The sequence below is a fragment of the Actinomadura geliboluensis genome, assembly GCF_043197915.1.
Taxonomy (GTDB): domain Bacteria; phylum Actinomycetota; class Actinomycetes; order Streptosporangiales; family Streptosporangiaceae; genus Spirillospora; species Spirillospora geliboluensis.
In genome coordinates, this window is record NZ_JBICUA010000003.1 from 542,126 (window position 1) to 563,594 (window position 21,469).

Below are 21,469 nucleotides of genomic sequence, written 5' to 3' on the forward strand. Positions count from 1 at the left end.
TCAGACCCGCACCCGCTCCGCGGCCGGTTCGGGCGGCGCCACCGCCGCCCGCCGTCCCGGCATCCACCAGTTCGCCTTGCCGCACAGCTCCATCACCGCCGGCACCAGGACCATCCGGACCACGGTGGCGTCGATGAGCACGGCGACCGCCATGCCGAGTCCGATCTGCTTGACCGAGACGTCCGGGCCGAGCAGCGACGTCGTGAAGACGGCGACCATGATGGCGGCCGCGGCCGTGATGACCTTGGCGGTCCGGCCGAGCCCCCGCGTGACGGCCCGGCGGGTGTCGCCGCACCGCTCGTACTCCTCCCGGATCCGCGAGATCAGGAAGACCTCGTAGTCCATGGACAGCCCGAACAGCAGCGGGAACATCATCATCGGCACCCACGTCGTGACCGGCATCTCGGTCGGGAAGCCGAAGAACGAGCCGAGCCACCCCCACTGCACCACCGCGACCAGCACGCCGTAGGCGGCGCCGATCGACAGCAGGTTCAGCACGGCCGCCTGCACCGCGATCGTGACCGACCGGACCAGCGCGACCAGCAGCACCAGCGACAGCGCGATGACCACCCCGATCATCAGCGGCAGCCGCGCGCCGATGTCCTCGGAGAAGTCGATCGTGCCCGCGTTCGGCCCGCCCACGTGGACGCCGTCGGGCAGCACCTCGTCCCGCAGCTCGTGCACCAGCTCCGCGGTCGCCTCGTCCTGGTACCCGGTCTTGGGGAAGGCGAGGAACGTGGCGGCCTTCCCGTCCCGGCTGACCTCCGGCGGCGTGACGTAGGCGATCCCGTCCTGCCCGCCGACCGCGCCGGCGACGGCGCGCAGGTCCGTGTTCGCGGACGCGAACACCAGCGGCGCCCCGAACCCCGGCCCGAACCCCTCGGTGAGGATCTCGTGCGCCGCGTAACTGCTCCGGTCATGGGGCTGGACGCTCGCGTCCGGCAGGCTCAGCCGCATCGACAGCGCCGGAGCGGCCAGCACCAGCAGCCCCGCGCCGGCCAGCACCACGGCGACCAGCGGCCGACGCTGCACCGCGCCGGCCCACCGCTCGGCGAGCGGCCGCCGCTCCCGGACGCGCCGCACCGCGCCGATCCGGCGCCCGGTGAAGCCGAGGAACGCCGGCACCAGCGTCACCGAGGCCGCCATCGTGACCAGCACGGTCACCGACGCGGCCACGGCCACGCCCGTCATCAGCCGCTGCCCCATCGCGGTCAGCCCCAGCAGCGCGATCACGACGGTCAGCCCGGCGAACAGCACCGCGTGCCCCGCCGTGGTGATGGCCTTGACCACGGCCCCCTCCGGCTCGTCGCCGTCCGCCAGGCCCTCCTTGTACCGGGTCACGATGAACAGCGCGTAGTCGATCCCGACCCCGAGCCCGATCAGCGCCGCGACGATCACCGTGAAGTCCGGCGACGGCACCAGGTGCCCCACCAGCTTGATCAGGGCGATCCCGCCGATGATCGCCATCAGCGCGGTCACGATCGGCAGGCCCATCGCCACCAGCGACCCGAACGCGATGAACAGGATCACCGCCGCCGCGAGCACCCCCACGCTCTCCGCGGGCCCCTGCGGCGGCGTCTCGGCCTTCTCCGCCATGTCCCCGGCCAGCCCGAGCACCACACCGCCGCCGGACGCCTCCTTGACCGCGTCCACCAGCGGCTCGACGTCGGACTCCGCCGGATCCACGTCCGTCAACGGAACGGTCGTCCGCGCGATCCGCCGGTCCTTCGTCACCAGGCTCGCGTCCGTGTACGGCGACACGACGGGCCCGGTGACGGGCGAGGCGTCCAGCTCCGCGACGACCTTCTCGATCGTCCTGCGCGCCGCCGGGTCGTCGAGCCCCTTCTCCGCCTTGACCGCCAGCGTGAGCGTGTCCCCCTGCCGCTCGGGGAAGTGCTTCTCGATCAGCGCCTGCGCCTTGGCGGACCCGGAGTCCCCGCCGGTGAAGTCGTTGTCGGACTGCGCGCCGTACCCGAACCCGGCGAACGCCACGGCGATCACCCCGGCCACCCACAGCAGCAGCACCAGTCGGCGGCGCCGGTAACAGAACCGGGCGAGTCCCGCCAGAGCCCCGCCCGCGGGGGGAGCCTCGGTTGGCATCATCGTCTCCTCGAATCATTGAGCGTCCCGCCCAATGCTCGCGATCGCACCCCCGCCCCGTCGTCGCCCCAGAGCGGGCAAAACCCACCCCGCCCTACCGCCCCCGAAGTACTCCCCCCGCAGTACTCACCGGTTCGAGCCGGACGCGGAAGTGCCGGAGGACGGGGGCCTGCTCGGTGATGCGGTAGCCGGGGACGCTGCCCGGGTCGCCGGCGATCCGGGCGAGGACGTCGCCGACATGGTCGAGGTGCCCGCGGGTGTAGACCCTGCGCGGCAGAGCGAGCCGGACCAGTTCGTACGGCGCGCTGATGACCGGTTCGCCCTGCTCGTCCTCCCGGCCCAGATACAGCGAGCCCAGTTCGACCGAGCGGATGCCGCCCTCCAGGTACAGCTGGCAGGCCAGCGCCTGCCCGGGGAAGCGGTGCGCGGGGATGTGCCGCAGCAGGCGCCCGGCGTCGAGGTAGATAGCGTGCAGCCCCGGCGGCTCGACGATGCCGACGCCCGCGGCGCGGGCGCGGCCGGCCAGATGCCCGGCGGCCTGCTCGCGGGAGGCGAGGTAGTCGGGGTCGAGCGCCTCGGCCAGCCCGAGCGCCATCATGTCCAGGTCGCGGCCCGCCAGCCCGCCGTACGTGGGGAACCCCTCGGTGGCGATCAGAAGCAGCTCGCACCGCTGGGCGAGCGCGCTGTCGCGCAGCCCCAGGAACCCCCCGACGTGGACGATCCCGTCCTTCTTGGCGCTCATCAGGCAGCCGTCGGCCAGCCGGAACGCCTCCTGCGCCACCTGCCGGGGCGTCCTGCCGCGGTGGCCGTCCTCCCGGCGGGTGACCAGCCAGGCGTTCTCGGCGAACCGGGCCGCGTCCAGGAACAGCGGGACGCCGTGGCGGCGGCACACCGCGGCGGTCTCGGCGAGGTTGGCCATGGAGACCGGCTGGCCGCCGCATCCGTTGTTCGTGACCGTCATCAGCACCAGCGCGACGCGGGACGCCTCCGGGCCGTCGAGAACGGCCCGCAGCGCCTCGATGTCGATGTTCCCCTTGAACGGCCCGGGGCCGTCCAGGTCCCGCGACTGCGGGCAGGGAAGGTCGCGGGCCTCAGCGCCGGCGAGTTCCACATTGGCGCGGGTCGTGTCGAAGTGCGTGTTGCTGAGGGTGAGTCTGCCCGGCCCCGCCAGGGTGGAGAACAGGATGCGTTCGGCGGCGCGGCCCTGGTGCACCGGCAGGATGTGCTGATAGGACGTCAGTTCCTCGACCGCGTCGCGGAAGCGGTGGAACGACGCCGACCCGGCGTAGGACTCGTCGCCCGCCATCGCCGCCGCCAGCTGCCCGGCCGACAGGGCCCCGGTGCCGGAATCCGTGAGGAGGTCGATGGTGACCTCCTCGGCGCGCAGGTCGAACAGGTTGTAGTGCACCCGCCGCAGCGCCGCCTCGCGCTGCGGCCGCGTCGTGCGCGGCAGGGGTTCGACGGCCTTGATCCGGTACGGCTCCATCGGCCCGGTCACCGCCCCGCCAGCATGGGGCCGGGCTCACCGCCGCCGGGCGCGCCGAGCGCGCTCCGGCGGGCGGGCTTGACCCGGTACGCCTCCGAGGACAGGTAGACCGTCACGCGGGGCGGGCAGCGGTCGGCGTGGGCCAGCGTCAGGTAGGCGATCAGCCCCACACCGGCGTCCAGGGGGCGGGACGTCAGGCCGGCCAGCGCCCTGTCCAGAGGCCGGTCGTCGACGCCGTACCGGCGCAGCGCGTCCACCGCGCGGTCCCTGGCCTGCCGGTCGTCCTGGACGTAGTCGCGTACGGGGACGTGCACGGAGTAGCCGCTGGGACGATCGGGACACGCCCGCGTGAACGAGAAGCAGGAGACGAGAGGCCGCCGCCGCAGCCGGCGTTCGGCGGCGACGAGGCCGATGAACTCCTCCACCCGTCCGGGGTGGTCTCCGGCCACGGCGCGGGAGACGCCGGCGGCCTCCGCGGCGGAGAAGTCCCGGTGCCGCACATAGACCTTGACCCGGGGAGCGGGCCAGGCTCCCAGGTCCAGCGCGAAGAACAGGAAGTCCTCGGGGCGGCCGGCATGGCGCCGCAGCGCGGCGAACGCGTTCCCGAACCCCAGGCGGGCGAGCGCCTCGGCCACGGCATCGGCCGCGCGCCCCGGGCCGCCCGCCGCGGGGTTGAGATAGACCTTCGCCCGGGGGCGGCCGTCCGGCAACTCCAGGGCCAGCCACAGCGCGAACGGCCCGTGCGGGACGGCGGGGAAGAAGATGTCGGAGAGCGTGTGCAGGCGGGCGCACGACAGAACGCCGCGCCCGGCCAGCCGCTCGGCAGCCCGGAGCCCGATGCGGCCGCTGCGGACCATGTCGTCGGTGTAGCCGGGCTCCAGCAGCACCCGGGGGATCGGCGCCGCGCCGGGAGAGAAGGCCAAGGACAGCTCCACCGGCGAGTGGTCGTCGGACACGAAGCTCCGCGCATTCGGCGGATCCAGCAGCGACAGCCGCGCGAGCGGTTCCAGCATGGTGTCCAGCAGGCCCAAGGCCGCGTCCTTCCCGGTTCCGGCCGCTTCGCAGAGCGCCGCCGTCTGCCGCCGCACATGCTCGCCGAGCCGGGGGCCGGGGCCGCCCGGTGAGCCTTCACTGTCCCCGAGCACGGGACCTCCCAGATCAAGGACCGGGCCGCCGCCCGGTACGGTGTCGCGCCGCCGCATCGTCCCGCCGGCGTGCTGGGCGGGGGCCTCGACGGCCGGCGCGCTTTCCGGTGCCACAGGGCGACGATCGCCGAGCGGGCTGTCGCGCCGGTCGCTCAGCGGTCGCGCACCGGTCGCCCGGCGGTCACGCGCCGGTCACCTCTCGCCGGGCTCCCGGCGGAACGGCGAGATCTCGTCCACCACGGCCAATGCCAGGTCGACGCAGTCCTCGGCCGTGTCGCCGCGCTTCCATGCCTCCGTGTACGACTCCTCGGAGAGTGCCCCGCGCACCAGGCGCTCGGCCTCGGCGTGCGCGGCCTGGAACGGCGCGAGGCCGATCATCGCGACCCCCGTCGCCGTCCGCATCCGGTGCGCGGCGCCCAGCAGCACGGCCGAGTGCCGGTGGTGCCCGATGGCGGCGGCCGTCCACGCCAGGGCCTCCACGTCCCATACCGGCCCCCACTCGTCCTCGACGGACCGCTGCCGGACGACGGCGTCCCGCAGGAGCGGCAGGGCCCGGACGGGCTTGCCGTGCCAGAGCTCGGCGAGCCCCGTGGACCACAGCGCCCAGGAGGCGAGCCACGTGGCCCGCGCGGTCTCGGCCTCCGCGCGGAACACCTCGCAGGCGTGGAAGGCGGTGTCCCGGGTGCCGAGGAAGACGGCGGACATGGCCCAGAACATGGTGGCCATGAGGGCGTCGCCCGGACGGTCCGCCGCCGTGAACCCCTCCCGGGCGCGGGCCAGCAGGTCGAGTGACCGCGCGTCGCTCTGGATCAGCAGGTCGTGAACGCCTTCGAGGTAGGCCGACTCGGGGGAGTGGGGGCCGACCGCGGCGCGGCACCGCGCCATCGCGGCGGGCACCGCCGCCCGGTCCCCCTGGACGATCACCAGGAAGGCCCGCATCGCCGCCGCGTGCGCGCACACCCCCGCCGGCGGCCGGTCGGACCGGGCCGACAGCCGCTCCAGCCAGCGGCGGCCCTCACCCATCGTCCCGCTGAAGAACCACGACCGCGCCCGGATGAGACCGACCGCGATCTCCAGCCCGGTGCCGGCGTGCCCGGGGGCGCCGGCGCAGAACTCCAGGGCGGCGCGGAGGTCGGGCAGTTCGCGGCGCAGCCGCCGCAGCCAGGCGACCTCGTCCGGCCCGTACCACTCGGTGGCGGCGCGGACCGTGAGATCCCGGTAGTGCCGGCTGTGCCGGTCCCGCATCTCGTCCTGGCCGCCCAGCTCCCGGAGGCTCCGCCACCCGTAGCCCCGGATGGTCTCCAGCATGCGGTAGCGGGTCCCGCCCCCGGTGTCGCCCGCCATCACGATCGACTTGTCGACCAGGCCCGCGAGCAGATCCATCACCTCGTCGCGGGCGATGCCCTCGCCCGCGCAGACCGCCTCGGCCGCCTCCAGGTCGAACCCGCCCGCGAAGACCGACAGCCGCGCCCACAGCAGCCGCTCGCCGGCGGTGCAGAGCTCGTGGCTCCAGTCCACCACGCCGCCCAGCGTCTGCCGGTAGCGGCCGCCGGTGCGGGCGCGGGGCGACGACAGCAGCCGGAAGCGGTCGTCCAGGCGCGCGAGGATCTCCTCGACGCCGATCGAGCCGAGCCGCACCGCCGCCAGTTCGATGGCGAGGGGGATGCCGTCCAGGCGGCGGCACAGCTGGACGACCGCGTCCCGGTTGCGGGCGGTGACGGCGAAACCCGGTACGGACGCGGCGGCCCGGTCGGCGAGGAGCCGGACGGCGTCCGCGCGGCCGGCGGGCCCGTCCCCGGCGTCGCGCCGCGGGCCCTCCTCGCCCGGGACGGCGAGCCCCGGGACCACGAGCACGTGCTCGCCCGGCACGCCGAGCCGCTCCCGGCTCGTCGCGAGGATCCGCAGGCCGGGGGCCGCCCGCAGCAGCCGCAGCGCCAGCGCGGCGACGGCCTGGACCAGGTGCTCGCAGTTGTCCAGGACGAGGAGCACGCACCGGTCGCGCAGATGGTCGGCCACCACGTCGGCCGGGGCGCGCGCCGACTGGTCGCGCAGGCCGAGCGACTCGGCGACCGTCCGGTCCAGCTGCTCGGCGTCGGTCCGCGGCGCGAGCACGGCCAGGTCGGCGAGCCACGTCCCGTCGGGGAACGACGAGGCGGCCTCGGCCGCGACCCGCAGCGCCAGCCGCGTCTTGCCCACCCCGCCGACTCCGGTCATCGTGACGAGCCGGGCGCCGGCGAGCGTCCGCCGGGCCTCCGCCAGCAGGCGCTCGCGGCCGACGAAGGTGGTCGTCTCGGCCGGCAGGTTCCCCGGCCGGCGGGTTCGCGGCTCCGCGCCGGGGCCGGGCGCCGGGCGGAGCTCGGGGGCCGCGGCGAGGATCCGCCGGTGCAGGTCCTGCAGCTCCGCCCCCGGATCGATGCCCAGCTCGTCCGCGAGCAGCGCGGTGACCGTGCGGTAGCACTCCAGCGCCTCCGCCTGCCGGCCGCACTGGTAGAGCGCCCGCATGCGCTGGGCCCAGAAGCGCTCGCGCAGCGGATGCGTCCCGATGAGGTTGCGCAGCTCCGGAAGCACGTGGGCGGCGCGGCCCAATGCCAGATCGGCGTCGATGCCCAGCTCGACCGCGTCCAGGCGCTGCTCGGTCAGGGCGGGGACGACGCCCTGGAGCAGGTCGGGCGGCAGGTCCGACAGGGGCTCGCCCCGCCACAGCCCCAGCGCCTCCCGCAGCAGGGCCGCCGCGCGGCCGGCCGCGCCGCCCGCCTCCAGTTCGGCGCGCCCCTGCCGGACGAGCGCGCCGAACCGGTGCAGGTCCAGGGCGTCCGGCTCGACCTCGACCAGGTAGCCCCGGGGGTGGGTCAGCACGATCCCGGCACCGCCCTCGCCGAGCGCGCGCCGCAGCCGCATCACGTAGTTCTGCAGGGTGTTCCGGACCTGCGCCGGCGGGCTCTCGCCCCACAACCGGCCCGCCAGCGTGTCGACGGGCACGACGTGACCGGCGTCCACGAGCAGCGCGGCCAGCAGGAGCCGGAGCTTGGTCGCGCCGATCGGCAGCGGCACCCCGTCCCGCCGGACCTCCAGGGGCCCGAGCACCCCGAACTCGTGCCGCACCCGCATCACGCAATAGTAAACGATCCGTCACAGGAGAGTCGCTATAAGTAATCGCAGTACCGTGAATTCTGTCGAGAGGATTCTGTGAACGTGATCAACTCGCGAATCGGCGTATGCTCGGCGGGCGGTGGTGACCGTTGCCGGCGGCGACGTGAATCAGATCAACCGGCGTGGTAGGCACTAGGGTGATGCCGGTCCTGAAGGTCGGCTGAAGGGAGCGCCGGTGGCGAACGACGCGACGGTGACCGCGGCGGACATCGCCCGCCTGGCCGCGGTGGGGCGCGCGGCCGTGAGCAACTGGCGCCGCCGGCACGACGACTTCCCCCAGCCCGTCGGCGGGACGGCGGTCAGCCCGACGTTCTCCCTCACCGAGGTGGAGGACTGGCTGCGCGGCCAGGGCAAACTCGCCGACTCACCCGTCCGCGAACGCGTCTGGCAGACGCTCCGCTCGGCAGCCTCCGAGGGCATGGACCTCGCCGACGTCCTCACGTTCGCCGGCGCGTTCCTGCTCCATCTGCGCGCGCGCCCCGGCCGCTGGGCGGAGCTGTCGGCCGCCCCGGACGCGGAGATCGCGCGCGTCCTGCCCGACGAGGTCGCGCACACGTTGCCGGGCGCCGTACCCGCGCCGCCGTCGCCCCTCCCGATCGTCCGCGCCCTGTCGCAGCTCGTGGACGAACTGGGCGTCGCCGAGACCTTCGAGTTCTTGCGCACCCGCTACCTGGAGCACCACAGCCGCCGCGTGTACGTGACGCCGGAACCGGTCGTCCGGCTGATGCTCGAACTGGGCGGGCCCGCGCGCACCGTCCTCGACCCCTCCTGCGGGACGGGCGCCTATCTGAAAGCCGCTAACACGCTGTTCAAGGACGTCGAGCGGCTCCTCGGCCAGGAGATCGACGACACGACGGCGCGCATGTCCGCGATCCAGCTCGCGCTGCGCGGCGCCCCCGCCGAGGTCTGCCCCGGCGACTCGCTCCTCGCCGACGCCTTTCCCGGACGGACGGTCGACCTCGTCGTCTCCAACCCGCCGTTCAACGACCGCGGCTGGGGCTATGAGCAGCTGACGGGCGACCCGCGCTGGGAGTACGGCCTGCCGCCGCGCATGGAATCAGAGCTCGCCTGGATCCAGCACGGCCTCGCCCATGTCGAGCTAGGGGGGCATGTCGTCATGCTCCTGCCGCCGGCTGTGGCGGTCCGCCGTTCCGGGCGCCGCGTCCGTGCCGAACTGCTCCGGCGTGGGGCGCTCCGGGCCGTCATCGGCCTGCCCCCGGGCGCGGTGCCGAACATGGCCGTCGCGCTGACCGTGTGGGTTCTCCGCCGTCCGGCCCCTGGCGACACACCAGCGGACGACGTCCTGATGGTCGACACATCGTCCGACCCCGACAACTTCCGGCAAACCGCCCTGGACGCCTGGCGCCGCTACGCGAAGGGCAAGCCCCCAGGGACGGACTCCAGCGTCGTCGTACGCATCATCGACCTGCTGGACGATGAAGTCGACCTCACCCCCGCCCGCTACCTGCCGCAGCGGAGCGCACCCTCGGCGGAAGGCTCGTTCGTCGCCGCCCGCGAACGCCTAGAGAATCAGGCCGCCGAACTACCGCGCGTGGTCGCCGAACTGTCGTCCCTAACGCAGGCTCGCGCGCGCGCCGACGTCCCCATGACCACCATCGGAGAGCTAGCGAAGGCGGGCGTGGCGGAGATACTCCGTCCCCCTGCCAAGGTCCGGATGGGCGAAGGGAACGTGCCCGTCCTGACCCTGGACGACGTCGCTCTAGGACGGCAACCCACGGGAACGGCCGACCCCGACCCCGACCACGTCGAGGTCGCCCCCGGCGACATCGTCGTCTCGCTGTCCGCACGCCATCCCGTGGCCCGCGTCATCACCGAGGAGGGCCCGGTACTCGGCCCCGGCCTCGCCCTCGTGCGCGCCGACCCGGCCCGCACCGACCCCGACTTCGTCGCCGGCTGGCTGCTGCTCGGCGCGCAGGGCGCCCGCCTGCGCAGCTCGACGTCCTCCGCCCGCTTCGACGTCCGCCGCGCCCGCCTGCCCCGCCTCACCCTGGACGAGCAGGCCGAACTCGGGCGGGCGTTCCGCAAGCTCACCGAGCTGGAAGCCGCCCTCCGCGACACCCACCGCCTCGGCGCCGACGTCCTGCGCCTCGGCCTCGAAGGGCTCGGCGCGGGCACCCTCCACCCGTCCGACTGACGCCGGTACCCTGCCTGCACGGGCCAGTGGAGGTGGGCGTTGCGGCGGGGCGATCTCCTCGGAGAACGCGAACGGTACGAACTCGACCAGGCGATCGGGCGCGGCGGGATGGGCGAGGTGTGGCGCGCCTACGACCGCTTCCTCGACCGGCGCCTCGCCGTCAAGTTCACCCGCGTCTCGGACGAGTCGCTCGTCGGCCGGTTCGAGCAGGAGGCCCGCAGCACGGCCTGGTTCGAGCACCCCGGCGTCCCCACCGTCTACGACTTCGGCAGCCACGACGGATGCTTCTACCTCGTCATGCAGTACGTCGAGGGCACGACGATCGACCATGTCCTCGACGCCGAGGAGAGGCTCTCCGTCTCCTGGGCGTCGCTGATAGCCGCCCAGGTGTGCGCGGTGCTGAACGTCGCGCACCGGCGTCCGCTCGTCCACCGCGACCTCAAGCCCAGCAACCTGATGCTGTGCCCGGACGGCTCGGTGAAAGTCCTCGACTTCGGCGCCGCAGTGGGTCTCGGCCCAGGCGACGTACGCCGCACCACCACCGGCCTTGGCGCCCCCTACACGCCGGGCTACACGTCCATGGAGCAGGTGTACGGCAGCCCAGGCCCGCAGAGCGACCTGTACTCCCTCGGCTGCGTCCTCTACGAGATGCTCACCGGACGCCAGGTCTTCCCAGGCGCCACCCCCTACGAGGTACTGCGCCGCCACGAAGACGAGGCCCCGACCCCACCGAGAGCACTCAACGCCGCTGTTCCACTCGCACTCGACGCCCTCGTCCTGCAACTCCTTGCCAAGCAGCCAGGAGACCGCCCAGCCGACGCCGACGACGTGTACCACCGTCTCCTGCAATTCGTCTCATCCCTGGAGCCGCTGCCGGGGATCGTCGACACGATCGCTCCGCAGCACCTCTATGCGACAGCCGTCAGCCGTATCCGCCTCACCGGCAGAACCCCCATCACCCGCTCCGAAGAACCCACCGAACCGCCAGAACCGGTAGAACTCCCGACGTTCGACGAGGTCGTCCAAGCGCGCGCGGAAGCCGGCGACTTGGCCGACGCGGGCCGCTACACGCAGGCGGCCGAACTCCTCTCCGGCCTGACCGAACCCGCCCGCCTCGCCCTCGGCGACGACGACCCCGAATACATGGGGCTCCGCCTCGACCTCGCCGAAGCCCTCTTCCAGGGCGGCGACTACCGCCGCGCCGTCCACGCCTACCGCGCCGCCGCCGTCACCCTGTCCGAGGTCTCCGGACCGGACGACCCCGACGTCCTGGCCTGCCGCGAGCAGGAGGCCGTCTGCCAGGCATACCTCGGCGCCACGGGCACGGCCCTGACCCACCTCCGTGAGCTCCTGGACGACGTCACGCCCGGCAGCCCCTACGATCCCCTCACACTGCGCGTCCGCGAACGCATAGCCCGTCTAGAACTCGCCGCGGGCCGCACCAGCGAAGCCCGCAAGGAACTCACCGAACTCCTGTCCGACCTGACGGGCCTGTACGGCGACGACCACCCGCAGGCGGTCGGCCTACAGGCCCTCCTGCACGACCTCAGCCAGGCAGGAACGGGCTAGGCGACCCCGAGTACGACACGTACAGGTGGTCCCGCGCGCGCGTGGACGCCACGAACAGCAGACACCGCTCCTTCTGGACGTCCTGCGCATGCGCCTTCGGGTCCTCGCCCTCCGGCGTGACGGCCTTCGCCGACGGCAGCGACTTCTCGTCCGCCCCGATGACGGCGATGCACCGGAACTCCAGGCCCTTCATCTTGTGCATCGACCCGACCTGCACGCCGGGCGACTTGCTGGGCACCTGGTAGGCGGTGATGCCGGCCTCCTTCAACCGCTTCGCCGCCTTGCGCGCCACCCACACGTACCGCGCCGCGACCCCGATCGCGCCCGCCTCCACATCGGCGTCCAGCCACGCCCGCACCTGCTCGACGAGCCCGTCCAGTTCGGCGTCCCTGTCCGGATACGCCTTCACCACGGGCCGCCGCCCGTGCATCGGCGACCGGTACCCGTCCAGCGTGTCGGCCGAATCGTCGAGCCCCTGCGCCGGCGAATGCCCCAGCAGCGGCACCGACCACGCCAGGATCTCCTGCGTCGTCCGGTAGTTGATCTTCAACTTGGTGCTGCGGCCCCGCACGTTGATGCCGAGGCTCGCCAGCGACACGTGGCTGTCGTAGATGCGCTGGTGCGGGTCCCCGACGATGAACAGGTCATCCGGCCCCTCCTTGACGAGCCGCCGCAGCAGCCGCCACTGCGCCGTGTGGATGTCCTGCGCCTCGTCGATGACCACATGGTCGTACTCGGGGCCGTCCACCAGCTCGGCGGCCTCGTTGGCCAGCTGATGGAACGTCGACTTGCCCTCCGCGGCCAGCCCGTCCACCACATGCCCGATCGCGCGCCACACCACCGCCCGCTGCGCCTTCCCGAGCGGAACCCCGCGCCCCGCCCGCGTGCACGCGAGGTACTCCTCCTCGCTCTCCAGCCCCTGCGCCAGGACGATCTGCTCCCACTCCCGCTCCAGGAACGTCGGCGAGAACGGCGTCCCGTCCGCCGCCTCCTCCCACAGCGGCTCCAGCACGTCCGCACTCGCGATACCGGGCTTGTGGTGCCGCCCGACGATCGAGTACGAAAGCGCATCCACATTCTTCACCTGGATCCGCCCGCGCACCTCGGGGTCATCGACGAGCAAGTCCAGCTGCTTCTCCAACGCCTCCGAGAGATTCCGCGTGAACGTCGTCAGCAGGACACGCCCGCCCTTTCCCGCGAGGAAATTGGCCCGGTGCAGCGCCGTCACGGTCTTCCCCGTCCCGGCACCGCCCGTCACCTGCGCCGGGCCGCTGTAAGAAGGCCGGAGCGCGACCCGCCGCTGCACGGGATGCAGAAAAATCCGCCACGTGTCGAAGGGGTGCTCGAGAATGTCGCGCAGTTCCTCGGGCCCATTGACGAAAACGACCTGCCCGGGCGTCCGCCGCATGGCCGTCACCAGGTCGTCGGGGTCGACCGCCGCGGGCTTCTCCTCGGCCGGCAGGTACTTCGCGACCTCTTCCCACGCCTGCTGGACGCTCAACCCCTGCGCCAGCGCCAGAAGCGCCATGTACTGCGGCTCAGGAAGCAGCTTCTCCAGCGCCAGCAGATGCGCGTCCTCCGTCAGCACCCGGACGAGCGGGAGCACGTCCTTGTCGACCCCGAGCCGCACCAGGTCCTTCTCGAAAACGTGCCCCAGCAGCCGGAAGACCTTCCCCTCCGCGGCCTGCTCCAGCGCGGGCGACAACTCCTCCAGCGCGGCCTGGTCCCGTACCTCCAGCACGCCGATCGCCTGGTTCACCGAGAACTTCCTGCTCCGCGCCCATTCGATCGCGTCGTCATGCGCCATCACGGCCAGCAGGCAGTACACATCCCCCTTCTCGGGAGCCAGCACCACCCCGCGCCAGAACTGGTCGATCCGGATCGTCCGGATCCGCGGATCCTTGGCGTTGTTGAGCTTCTCCAGGTGCAGCCCCGCATGCGTATGCTCCGCGAACTTCCCGATGGCCGCGTCCACGCCCTTGCGCACCTTCGGCTCGAGCTTGGCGTACTGCGGCAGGAACGAGTTCGCAATGGCCAGCTGGGCCACCCCTGCACCGCCCTTTCACCCCCACCTGACCCCGCGTCAGGTCCGAACATCCTAGAAGCGCCCCGCCCCCCGAATTGTTTGAACCGCGTACAACCCCCCGTCCGCCTCCGGACAACCACGGAACTCAACCGCAACCGGCAACAGACCGCCGCCGTCACCGCGTGTTCCAGCGCCACCGGTGCGGCGCTCACCGGGTTCATCGTCGTCGGTCGTCCTCAGAACGGGGGCGGATCATCGTCCGCGTCCGGATCGGCGATGTCGTCGGACACCGCTTCGGCGCGGTCGCTCACCCGGCCGGACGCGCTCAGGACCTCTCCGGTGCGGGGGTCGATGCGCACGCCGTCCACGACGATCGGTGCCTTCGGGTCGCTCGGGGCGCGGTCGGGGCACCACTGGCCGACAGGGCACGTCCCGCACCACGGTCCCGGATCGGGACGGAACACGGTGTCGGTGTGCCATCCGGCGGTCATCCGCGTGATCACCCGCGCGGCGGCCTCCCGCACGGCAGGGTTCGCGACGTCGAAGGACAGAACCTCCGCCGCGCCCGGTGTCATCGTCTCCAGCTCGGCGGTGCCGGTCCCGTCCCCGCCGAGCACGCCGTGCTCGATCAGCCGGACGGCCAGCGCCAGCTGCGGCACCCGCGTGAACACCTCGTCGGCCTCGCCACCCGGCGCCGCCATCCGGGTCGTCTTCTGCTCCCGGTAGACGACGCGCCCGTCCACCTCGCGGATCAGGTCGGGGTAGGCGACGACGACCACCTCGGCCGCCGGATCGTACGCCGCCACGGTCGGCTCCGTGACGACATCGCCGACAGCGCCCGCCATGGGGCAGACGGCAAGGTGCGAGACTAGGTAAGGCCGCGCCTCCCGGTACTCCTCCGGGGTCATGATCCCTGCCGCCAGGCCGAGGTCGTCAGCGTCAGCATCCGGAAGGTCGGCGAGGACGCACGCGCGCGCGGGGTGCCGGGCGTGCGCCGCCTCCAGCCACTGGTGGACGGCCCGGCCACGCCGCGCCGCCGAACCATCGGACCACGCCGCCGCCGGCAGGTGGAGTTCACGCAGGTGAGCCTGCGCCGGGCAGATGAGGTACTGACGCCCGGTGGTGACCGACCACGTCCGGCGATGCGTCCCGCCGCCCTCGATGCCCAGCAGCCCCGGAGCGTGCGGCAACGCGTCGCAGGACGACCGCGCCTTGCAGCCGACGCAGTCGGAACCCGGCTTCCGCACGTCGGTGAAGACGATGTCGGTGACGAGGTGCCGGGTCCTGTCCCGGTAGGCGCGGCGGATGTCGGCGGGCGACGCGTCCACGACGACCCGTGGCGGAACCCCGCTCGCCAGGACGACCTCCACCACCCGAACCCGCGAGGGCTCGCACTCGTCGGGAACGACACTGACCGGTAGGTCCCGATAGACGTTCCCTTCGGCGCGCTGGCCCGCGGCCACCACGAAGGCCAGAGCGTCGCTGGACGGGGCATCGCGCTCACCCGCGCGACCCATCCGGAGCCGTCGGAACTCGCGGACGTCGCCGCCCGGCGACGCGTACCAGCGTCCCCATGCGGTGAGCATCCGCCGCTCCGCCGCCGACTCGTACTGGACGACCCGGGGGAGCCGCTCGGGAACGAGCGCGACACCCTGCACTTCAAGGTCGTCCGCGATCCACTCGGCGGCCTGAAGGTAGGCGTCGCATGCATGCCTCACCCACGCTGCGACACCGGCATGAACGGTCGAACGGCTCCCGCTGACGACGCTGACCACGGCGTCTTCAACGGCCGTGTCCTGGTACTCGACCAGGTCCAGCGCAGCCTGGACCAGGCCCAGCGGAAACGTCTCCCATGGCGCGTACCGCGGCTTCTCGTAGACGCGGGGCCGGAGCAGGGGGCGGGCCTTGAGGGCGATGTGCGCGGGGCAGCGCCGGCCGTCCCGGTCCAGCGCGCTCGCCGAAAGCCGGATGACCTGAGCCTCACCGCGAAGCCCGGCGGGCGGAGTCCAACTGTGCGAAGTCACGGCGTCAAGTAGAGCACATGTGAACTCAATCAACCCACTGTCTGAGGAAAAATGCACACTCATGCCGAGTGGTCGACTGTGTCGGGCCCAACATGCGTCCGCCTATCGGCCGGTTTGTCGCATTCTGGCGTCACGCGGCGGCAGTACGGACTGTCATCGGCGCTCATGACAGATGCACACAAGGCCAACGCGCGGGGTTACTGGCGAGGATGCTGAACCTGGCGATGACGGCGGCGACCCAAGGGCACCGTCCCGGCGCGAGGTCAGCTGGACTGTTGCATAACCGACAGTCGGTGGCGGGAGACGTTCGGCGAGCGCGCCGACTGGCAGAGCCCTCTCTAGCGGCGCCGTGTACCTGCGCTACCGAACGCGGAGGTGAGTACTCCATGGATGCGCCTCGGCGGAAGGTGCGCAGAGCGGCACCTTCCGCCGAGGCGGGCAGACTGCTCAGTAGCAATTGGGAAGGCCGGGGATTCGCTCGTTCTGACCGCCCACGGTGAACACGGTGGCAGAGACCCACACCTTCCGGTTGCCGCTGTCGTCGTCGGTCTGGGCCCACCAGGTATTGGTGTTGCCCCACTTGTCGGTGTAGCGCTGCCCCCAGTCGTTCTGGCAGTAGAAGTAGTTCCGGCCCGCGAAGAGCTTCCCTCCCGTCGGGAGCCAGTGAGGGTGGCCGTTCCCGACCCAGCTGTAGCTGTCCGCGGTGATCCAGGTGTTGTAGTAGTACTTCGAAGCGGCCGCGGGAGCCGCCGCGTCAGCGAACGCGCTTCCGGCCGGCGACAGAACCGCCCCGGCGACTCCGACGGCAACAGCGGCCCGAACGACTGCCCTGCGGATGGTCATGGTGCCTCCCCGATATGCGTCGAGTGCTTGCTGAGAAGACAGTACGGAGACGCGTTATCGATCTCTTATCGACCATCATCGACGAGCTGGATCAGCCAACTCGCCGCCTCCCGCCGAGCGCGCTCCTCAGCAAACCCCGATCGAAGCACCAAGAGAAGACGTATGCCGTGGCGACGACCTCGATGACTACCCGGCGGAACTGTCGACCACGGCACCGGCCAGCACGAGCGCCGCGGTCACGATGACCGGCGGTTCAATCGAACCCCGAACGCTTCACGCTGACCAAGGCGCTCATGCTTGACGTCCACGATGCGGTGGCGCAGGCCATGGAGAGTCAGGGGAACCGCATCGGACGATCCTTGACTCTCCGCCGGGCGAGGCAACACGCCATCCGTACAAAGGGTGAGAGCGTAGAACGCCAGCGGTCCTTGTGGCGTGGGCTCGTCTCAAGATCGGTGATGTGTGTAGGGGTCAGCGGGCGTCTGTGCGGACCCTGCGGAGAAAGCTCCACCATTCGTCTCTGGTGAATTCCAGGATCGGGCCGTTGCCGTCGAGCTTGGTGTCTCGGACGCCGATCGTGCCATCGTCGGCGCGACCAGCTTCGATGCAGCCACCGTTAGGTTGGCTGTGGCGCGACTTGCGCCAGCGGTGAAATTCCTTGGTCATGTACCCGATCCTGTCTTGTCGGACAGCCCGTTGGCTACCCGTTCGAGGAAGGCAATGCTGTCCTCGCGGGTTAGGGCAGCCTCCTGGAGGCGGTTGTACATCGCGGTATACCGCTCGACCTCGTGTCGTTGTGTGAGTACGACATCGGTAGTGACCGTTTCGAGTACAGCCATCGGTGGATCGCCCGGATCGCTGAAGGTGTAGAGGTAGAACGACGACATGGGGAGGAAGCCCCCAGGGATGCGGGTGTCGTGCAGCAGCACTCGGACGTTGACCCGCTCCTCGTCCGAGACCACTCTGATCATGTGGCGAAGCTGGGCGGTCATCGCCTGCGGTGGGACGGCCAAGCGATGAATTACGCACTCGTCCAGGACGGTCTCGTAGGATGGGCCATCTGGCCGGAGTAGTTCGTGTTGCCGCCGCATGCGGGCTTCGACCATGCGCTCGGGCACATAGTCGATCTTCCCTTGGCACTCGTCCAGTTCAACGAGGGCTGAGATGAACTCGGGAGCCTGCAGGACCGCAGGCATCAACGTCTGGTTGTACTCGCGGACAGTGCCAGCGCTGTACTCCAGGTCTGCGTACAACTTCTGGCGGGGACCCACGGTCGCGCCGTAACGGTCCCACCAGCCCTTCTCAGCCGCCTCGCGTGCGAGTTGGAGAAGCCTGTCGTACTGGCTGCCCGTGACCTCGAGAGTGTCGAGAATGTTCATGATCTCCGCCAGGTCTGGCCGACGCTGGGCGTTCTCCAGCCGGGAGACCTTCGTGCGGGTGTAGAACATGAGGCGAGCGAGGCCATCAGCGGTGAGGCCACGGCTCTCGCGTAGTTTGCGGATCTCGACCGCCAGTTGACGGCGGCGGACGTAAGGGCTCGGCATGGTCGTCCTCCCGAAATCGCGTCGGACATGATCCGAACTGATCACTGATTCGGCACAGTCGATCACTGCTGAGTAATCGTACGGTCACTCTCAGGCAAAAGGGCGATCCACATCCCAAGAACAAGTGCGATCCCTGGCATCGGCACACGCGATTTCCGCACGTTCAACATTCGCGCATCCGATTCGTTCCGGAAAGCGAAATTCACAAAGCCCGCATGTATTGATGTGTCGGATATACGAACGCTAGATCATCGACTCGGTCTACGTACTTGCTCCGCATGCCGACGTTCCGGGACGCGTCCTGCGTACAGGCCAAATGGCGAGCTGACGGGCTCAGGCCGGCGCCGCCACTCCCTGTTGGACCGACGAACCTATAGCGGCAGGCTCGGTGTCAGGCGCCTGCCGGGCCTCCATGCCACGCTTCTCACCCGTCGACACGCCCGGCCTTGTCCTCATCGAGGACGGGTGACGCGCTCGGGCGGGGCAACCGGCCAGACAGGCGACCGTTCGACGAGTTGGCGATCTGATCAGATCACGATGGCCGATCTCAAAGCCATCGGGTGCCTCCGTCGCCCAGGAGTCGCGTGGACTTATCCTTCCGGTCGACCAAGCCGAAGTGGAGGAGTGCATGGGAGTTTGGCCTGTTGGAACGTTTGGGCCAGTGTCGTCTTAAGGGATTGCCCGCTGCGCTTACCGCTGCTCGGCTGGCTCGTTCCGGCGCGCGGCAAGCCATTGTCTGGTGTAGGCGGTCGCCTCGTCGATGAACTGCTCCAGCCCCACCCGATCGAAGTTCGCCTCGCCGACGAGGTACAGCAGGACGTAGACCTCGGCGTGCAGTACGGCCCGCACGTCATCCTGTGGGGCACCTTCAAACGGTGGCGCACCGACGACCTGGCGGATCATGTCTTCGGCCACGAGTGCGTTGATCAGTCCTGCGCCCTCTCCGGCCTTGAGCCGCACGTCCGCCACGAGCCTGACGATCTCGCTCAACGTGTACGTCGGCGAGAATTTTCGTTGCACTGCGACACAGAACGCCCCGTAGAGCAGCGACATGTAGCTAGCCGCCGTCTCGTCGTCCAGCCGGATCTTCTCTTCCAGGGGTACCCACGCCTGCGGTCCCTCCAACAGAAAGGACCGTAATGCCAGAATGTTCTCCTCACCGATGCCCACGTTGGTGAAGTTCGTCACTTGAAGCTATCCCTCATCAGCCATGGCTCGTGCCTTGGTGATGAACGCGTCCAGTTCGGCGTCGCTCATTTTCGCATCGGCAGTGAGTCCGGCCAGCAAGTACAGTTCAGTCGTGTATACGGTGTTGTCTTCGATATCGGCGATCGTCCCCTCGCCGAGTACGGCGAGTAGTAGCCGCTCAGCTACATGCGGATCGACCTTCTCGGCTGCCTCTGATGTTCTCTCCCGCAGGGAAGCGACAAAACTTATGATCTGAGACCTGTCAACTGGTGTGCCGCTCTTACGGAAGCGACGATTTGTGGCCAGAAAGAACGCCGCTGCCACGAGGACCGGATACTCGGACTGAACCTCCTCCTTGTCAAGTTGCCGTAGCAATCTCACGTGCTCATCGGTTCGGCCCGCCAGTTGTGCCTGCAGGGTGGCCGCCATCGTGTCAGTTATGGGCATTTTCTGCTCCTGTCACTTTTCCTAGTAGCGTCTTTATTCCGGCATGAGTGCGGCGTCCGAGTTCATAGACGATGATTCCGGCTCCGACGAATCCAATGGCGGCTGTGGCGCCTTGAATGCTTTCGTGGTGAGGTTTAATTTCGATGGCTGGCTTGCTCTCTGCTGTGCCGGTAGGGCGATCCCATTTGATTATGTTGCCGAGATCTTTTGCAAGACCCTCTGTGCTCTTGGCGACATCATCCGGACGTCGGATGAAATCTCGCCCGGTTCTCTTCCATTGGGCGATCCCTTCTGCGTCTTCATCAAGAAGATCGCGGGAAGCGGGGTCGTCGTCGGGGTCGCGGAGTTCGCCGCGTCCGGCGTCGCCGCCTTGTGCTCCCACCGGGTCGAGGTCTTCGCGGGTCGGAAGTTCGGCCGGTTCCGTTGTCTCGGGTTCGGTCCGCGCCAGTTCGGTGCCGGGTTGGCTGGTCTGCTCTCGTCCATATCGGGGCTCGATGTGTACTTGGCCGCTGCTGTCGGTATACACATCGGAAAGAATGGGATTGGGGTGGGCCTCTGGGTTTGTCTCATTGGTCTCGTTCGGGTCCTGCTCGGTGCCGTCGTCTTCGGCTTTCTTACCACGGTCGCCATCGTCTTCGGCGTGAGGTTCTTGCGTCCCGTGGTTATCGGCGGTCTCTCCGGACGAGGGTGGAGGGTTGTCAGTGGTTTGCCGGTCGCCTGTTTCACTATTCGGGTCCTCGGGGTCGCCGAGAGGCTCCTGGATCTCGGTGCCTTGCTCGACGGCTCCGTCTTGGCGACGGTCGGCCTCGGCCTGATCTTCGGCGGGAAGCGGGCGTTCCGAGCCTTGGCTCTGGTCGGTGGGCCCTTCGGGGGTGGGACGGTCCTGCTGCTGGGAAAGAGGCTGTTCGTCGCCCGCCTCCGCCGCTGCGGACGGGGACGCCGGGCCGTTGTCGGTGGGCCCGTCCACCACCGGCGCTTTCGGCTCGGAGTCTCCCACTGGGTTGGCATCGCGTCCCCGTGACTCTGGGGCGCCGGGTGCGCTGTCCGTCCCGGCCCCCTGAGGAGCGCTTCCCTGCGCGCCGGAGCCGTCGCTGGGCTTGTCGGTGCCCTGCGGAGGTTGCTGCGTGTCCGGTGCTGTTCGGCTTTCAGTGGATGCAGCGGCTTCCTGCCGTCGGAGCGGCTCGTGCTCTTGGTCTTGCGGACGCGGCGCCTCAGGCACTCGGTTCCCGGTCTGCTCCCCGGAGAGTTGAGGCACGGGACGGTCGCGGTCGCCGGGTTCGTCGCGGCCGAGAACTTCGTTGGTCGGTGTTCCGGTGTCGCGGGGGCGTGCTTCCGGCTCGCGCTCGTCATCCCGTGTGCCCTCGCCGTTTGCCGGTGCGTGCTCGCCCTTCCCCGCCTCACGCACGTCCCGACCCGCGTCGGTGTCATCCGCCTTCTGGCCGCCGGTTTCGCTTTGCTGCGGGTTGGGACGGTCATCGCGGTCACCGCCCTCCAAGCCGGCCGCGCTGCTGGAGCCAGCGTCCTGAGCCTTGTTCTGCTCCTGGTCCTGCCGAGTGCGGGCGCGGCTTTCCAAGCGGGACGGCTGGCCGGGTGATCCGGGGTTGTCGGCCGGCAAGGTGTACTGCTGTGCGGGAGGCGTGGGCTTGTCGGCGGGCCCGGTGCGGGTGTCGGTCTCGCGTTCGGTGACCTGGGCGGCCTGGGAACGGTCTCGGCTACCTGGAGAGGATGCGCCGGTTCGAGCGCCGGCGTCGTGTGAGCGCGGTTCCTCGTTCCGCGGGCTGCCCTGCCTGGT

General features: G+C 70.5%; 14 protein-coding genes. 2 read left to right on the top strand and 12 right to left on the bottom strand.

Annotated elements, in window-relative coordinates; genetic code table 11:
• The 4 genes from ACGFI1_RS12815 to ACGFI1_RS12830 form a co-directional block, all read right to left on the bottom strand.
• Positions 1 to 2,103 (bottom strand): MMPL family transporter, encoded by a 2,103-nt coding sequence (locus ACGFI1_RS12815; RefSeq protein WP_392785169.1) that lies wholly within the window; start codon positions 2,101 to 2,103, stop codon positions 1 to 3.
• Between the two features lie 91 nt (positions 2,104 to 2,194).
• Positions 2,195 to 3,598, bottom strand: coding sequence for a tryptophanase (locus ACGFI1_RS12820; protein WP_392785171.1), 1,404 nt, complete (start codon positions 3,596 to 3,598; stop codon positions 2,195 to 2,197).
• Positions 3,595 to 4,845 (bottom strand): tryptophan dimethylallyltransferase family protein, encoded by a 1,251-nt coding sequence (locus ACGFI1_RS12825; protein ID WP_392785173.1) that lies wholly within the window; start codon positions 4,843 to 4,845, stop codon positions 3,595 to 3,597. The genes ACGFI1_RS12820 and ACGFI1_RS12825 overlap by 4 nt, the downstream gene beginning before the upstream one ends.
• A 78-nt stretch (positions 4,846 to 4,923) precedes the next feature.
• Positions 4,924 to 7,839, bottom strand: coding sequence for an AfsR/SARP family transcriptional regulator (locus ACGFI1_RS12830; protein WP_392785175.1), 2,916 nt, complete (start codon positions 7,837 to 7,839; stop codon positions 4,924 to 4,926).
• Between the two features lie 217 nt (positions 7,840 to 8,056).
• Between ACGFI1_RS12830 and ACGFI1_RS12835 the strand changes: the two genes are divergently transcribed.
• Together ACGFI1_RS12835 and ACGFI1_RS12840 are read left to right on the top strand one after the other, a co-directional pair.
• Complete coding sequence (locus ACGFI1_RS12835) at positions 8,057 to 10,036, top strand: HsdM family class I SAM-dependent methyltransferase (RefSeq protein WP_392785177.1); 1,980 nt, start codon at positions 8,057 to 8,059, stop codon at positions 10,034 to 10,036.
• A 39-nt stretch (positions 10,037 to 10,075) separates the two neighbouring features.
• Positions 10,076 to 11,605 (top strand): serine/threonine-protein kinase, encoded by a 1,530-nt coding sequence (locus ACGFI1_RS12840; protein WP_392785179.1) that lies wholly within the window; start codon positions 10,076 to 10,078, stop codon positions 11,603 to 11,605.
• Here the strand turns inward: ACGFI1_RS12840 and ACGFI1_RS12845 are convergent.
• From ACGFI1_RS12845 to ACGFI1_RS12880, 8 genes are all read right to left on the bottom strand, one after another.
• Complete coding sequence (locus tag ACGFI1_RS12845) at positions 11,583 to 13,652, bottom strand: UvrD-helicase domain-containing protein (protein ID WP_392785181.1); 2,070 nt, start codon at positions 13,650 to 13,652, stop codon at positions 11,583 to 11,585. The two genes, ACGFI1_RS12840 and ACGFI1_RS12845, sit on opposite strands and share 23 nt — an antisense overlap.
• Positions 13,653 to 13,867: 215 nt before the next feature.
• Positions 13,868 to 15,655 (bottom strand): PD-(D/E)XK nuclease family protein, encoded by a 1,788-nt coding sequence (locus ACGFI1_RS12850; RefSeq protein ID WP_392785183.1) that lies wholly within the window; start codon positions 15,653 to 15,655, stop codon positions 13,868 to 13,870.
• 447 nt (positions 15,656 to 16,102) lie between these two features.
• Positions 16,103 to 16,498 carry a hypothetical protein gene (locus tag ACGFI1_RS12855; protein WP_138633620.1) on the bottom strand — a complete coding sequence of 132 codons (396 nt, stop codon included), beginning with the start codon at positions 16,496 to 16,498 and terminating at the stop codon, positions 16,103 to 16,105.
• A 471-nt stretch (positions 16,499 to 16,969) separates the two neighbouring features.
• Positions 16,970 to 17,164, bottom strand: a complete 195-nt coding sequence (locus ACGFI1_RS12860) for a DUF397 domain-containing protein (protein ID WP_392785185.1) — start codon at positions 17,162 to 17,164, stop codon at positions 16,970 to 16,972.
• The gene (locus ACGFI1_RS12865) at positions 17,161 to 18,042 is read right to left on the bottom strand and encodes a helix-turn-helix domain-containing protein (protein WP_392785187.1); all 882 of its coding nucleotides are present in this window, start codon (positions 18,040 to 18,042) and stop codon (positions 17,161 to 17,163) included. Before ACGFI1_RS12865 ends, ACGFI1_RS12860 begins: the two co-directional genes overlap by 4 nt.
• Positions 18,043 to 18,732: 690 nt before the next feature.
• Positions 18,733 to 19,230, bottom strand: coding sequence for a hypothetical protein (locus ACGFI1_RS12870; RefSeq protein ID WP_392785189.1), 498 nt, complete (start codon positions 19,228 to 19,230; stop codon positions 18,733 to 18,735).
• 6 nt (positions 19,231 to 19,236) lie between these two features.
• Complete coding sequence (locus tag ACGFI1_RS12875) at positions 19,237 to 19,659, bottom strand: hypothetical protein (RefSeq protein WP_392785191.1); 423 nt, start codon at positions 19,657 to 19,659, stop codon at positions 19,237 to 19,239.
• A 4-nt stretch (positions 19,660 to 19,663) separates the two neighbouring features.
• Positions 19,664 to 21,172: a hypothetical protein gene (locus ACGFI1_RS12880; RefSeq protein ID WP_392785193.1), complete on the bottom strand. Its 1,509-nt coding sequence runs from the start codon at positions 21,170 to 21,172 to the stop codon at positions 19,664 to 19,666.
• Positions 21,173 to 21,469 lie beyond the last annotated feature (297 nt).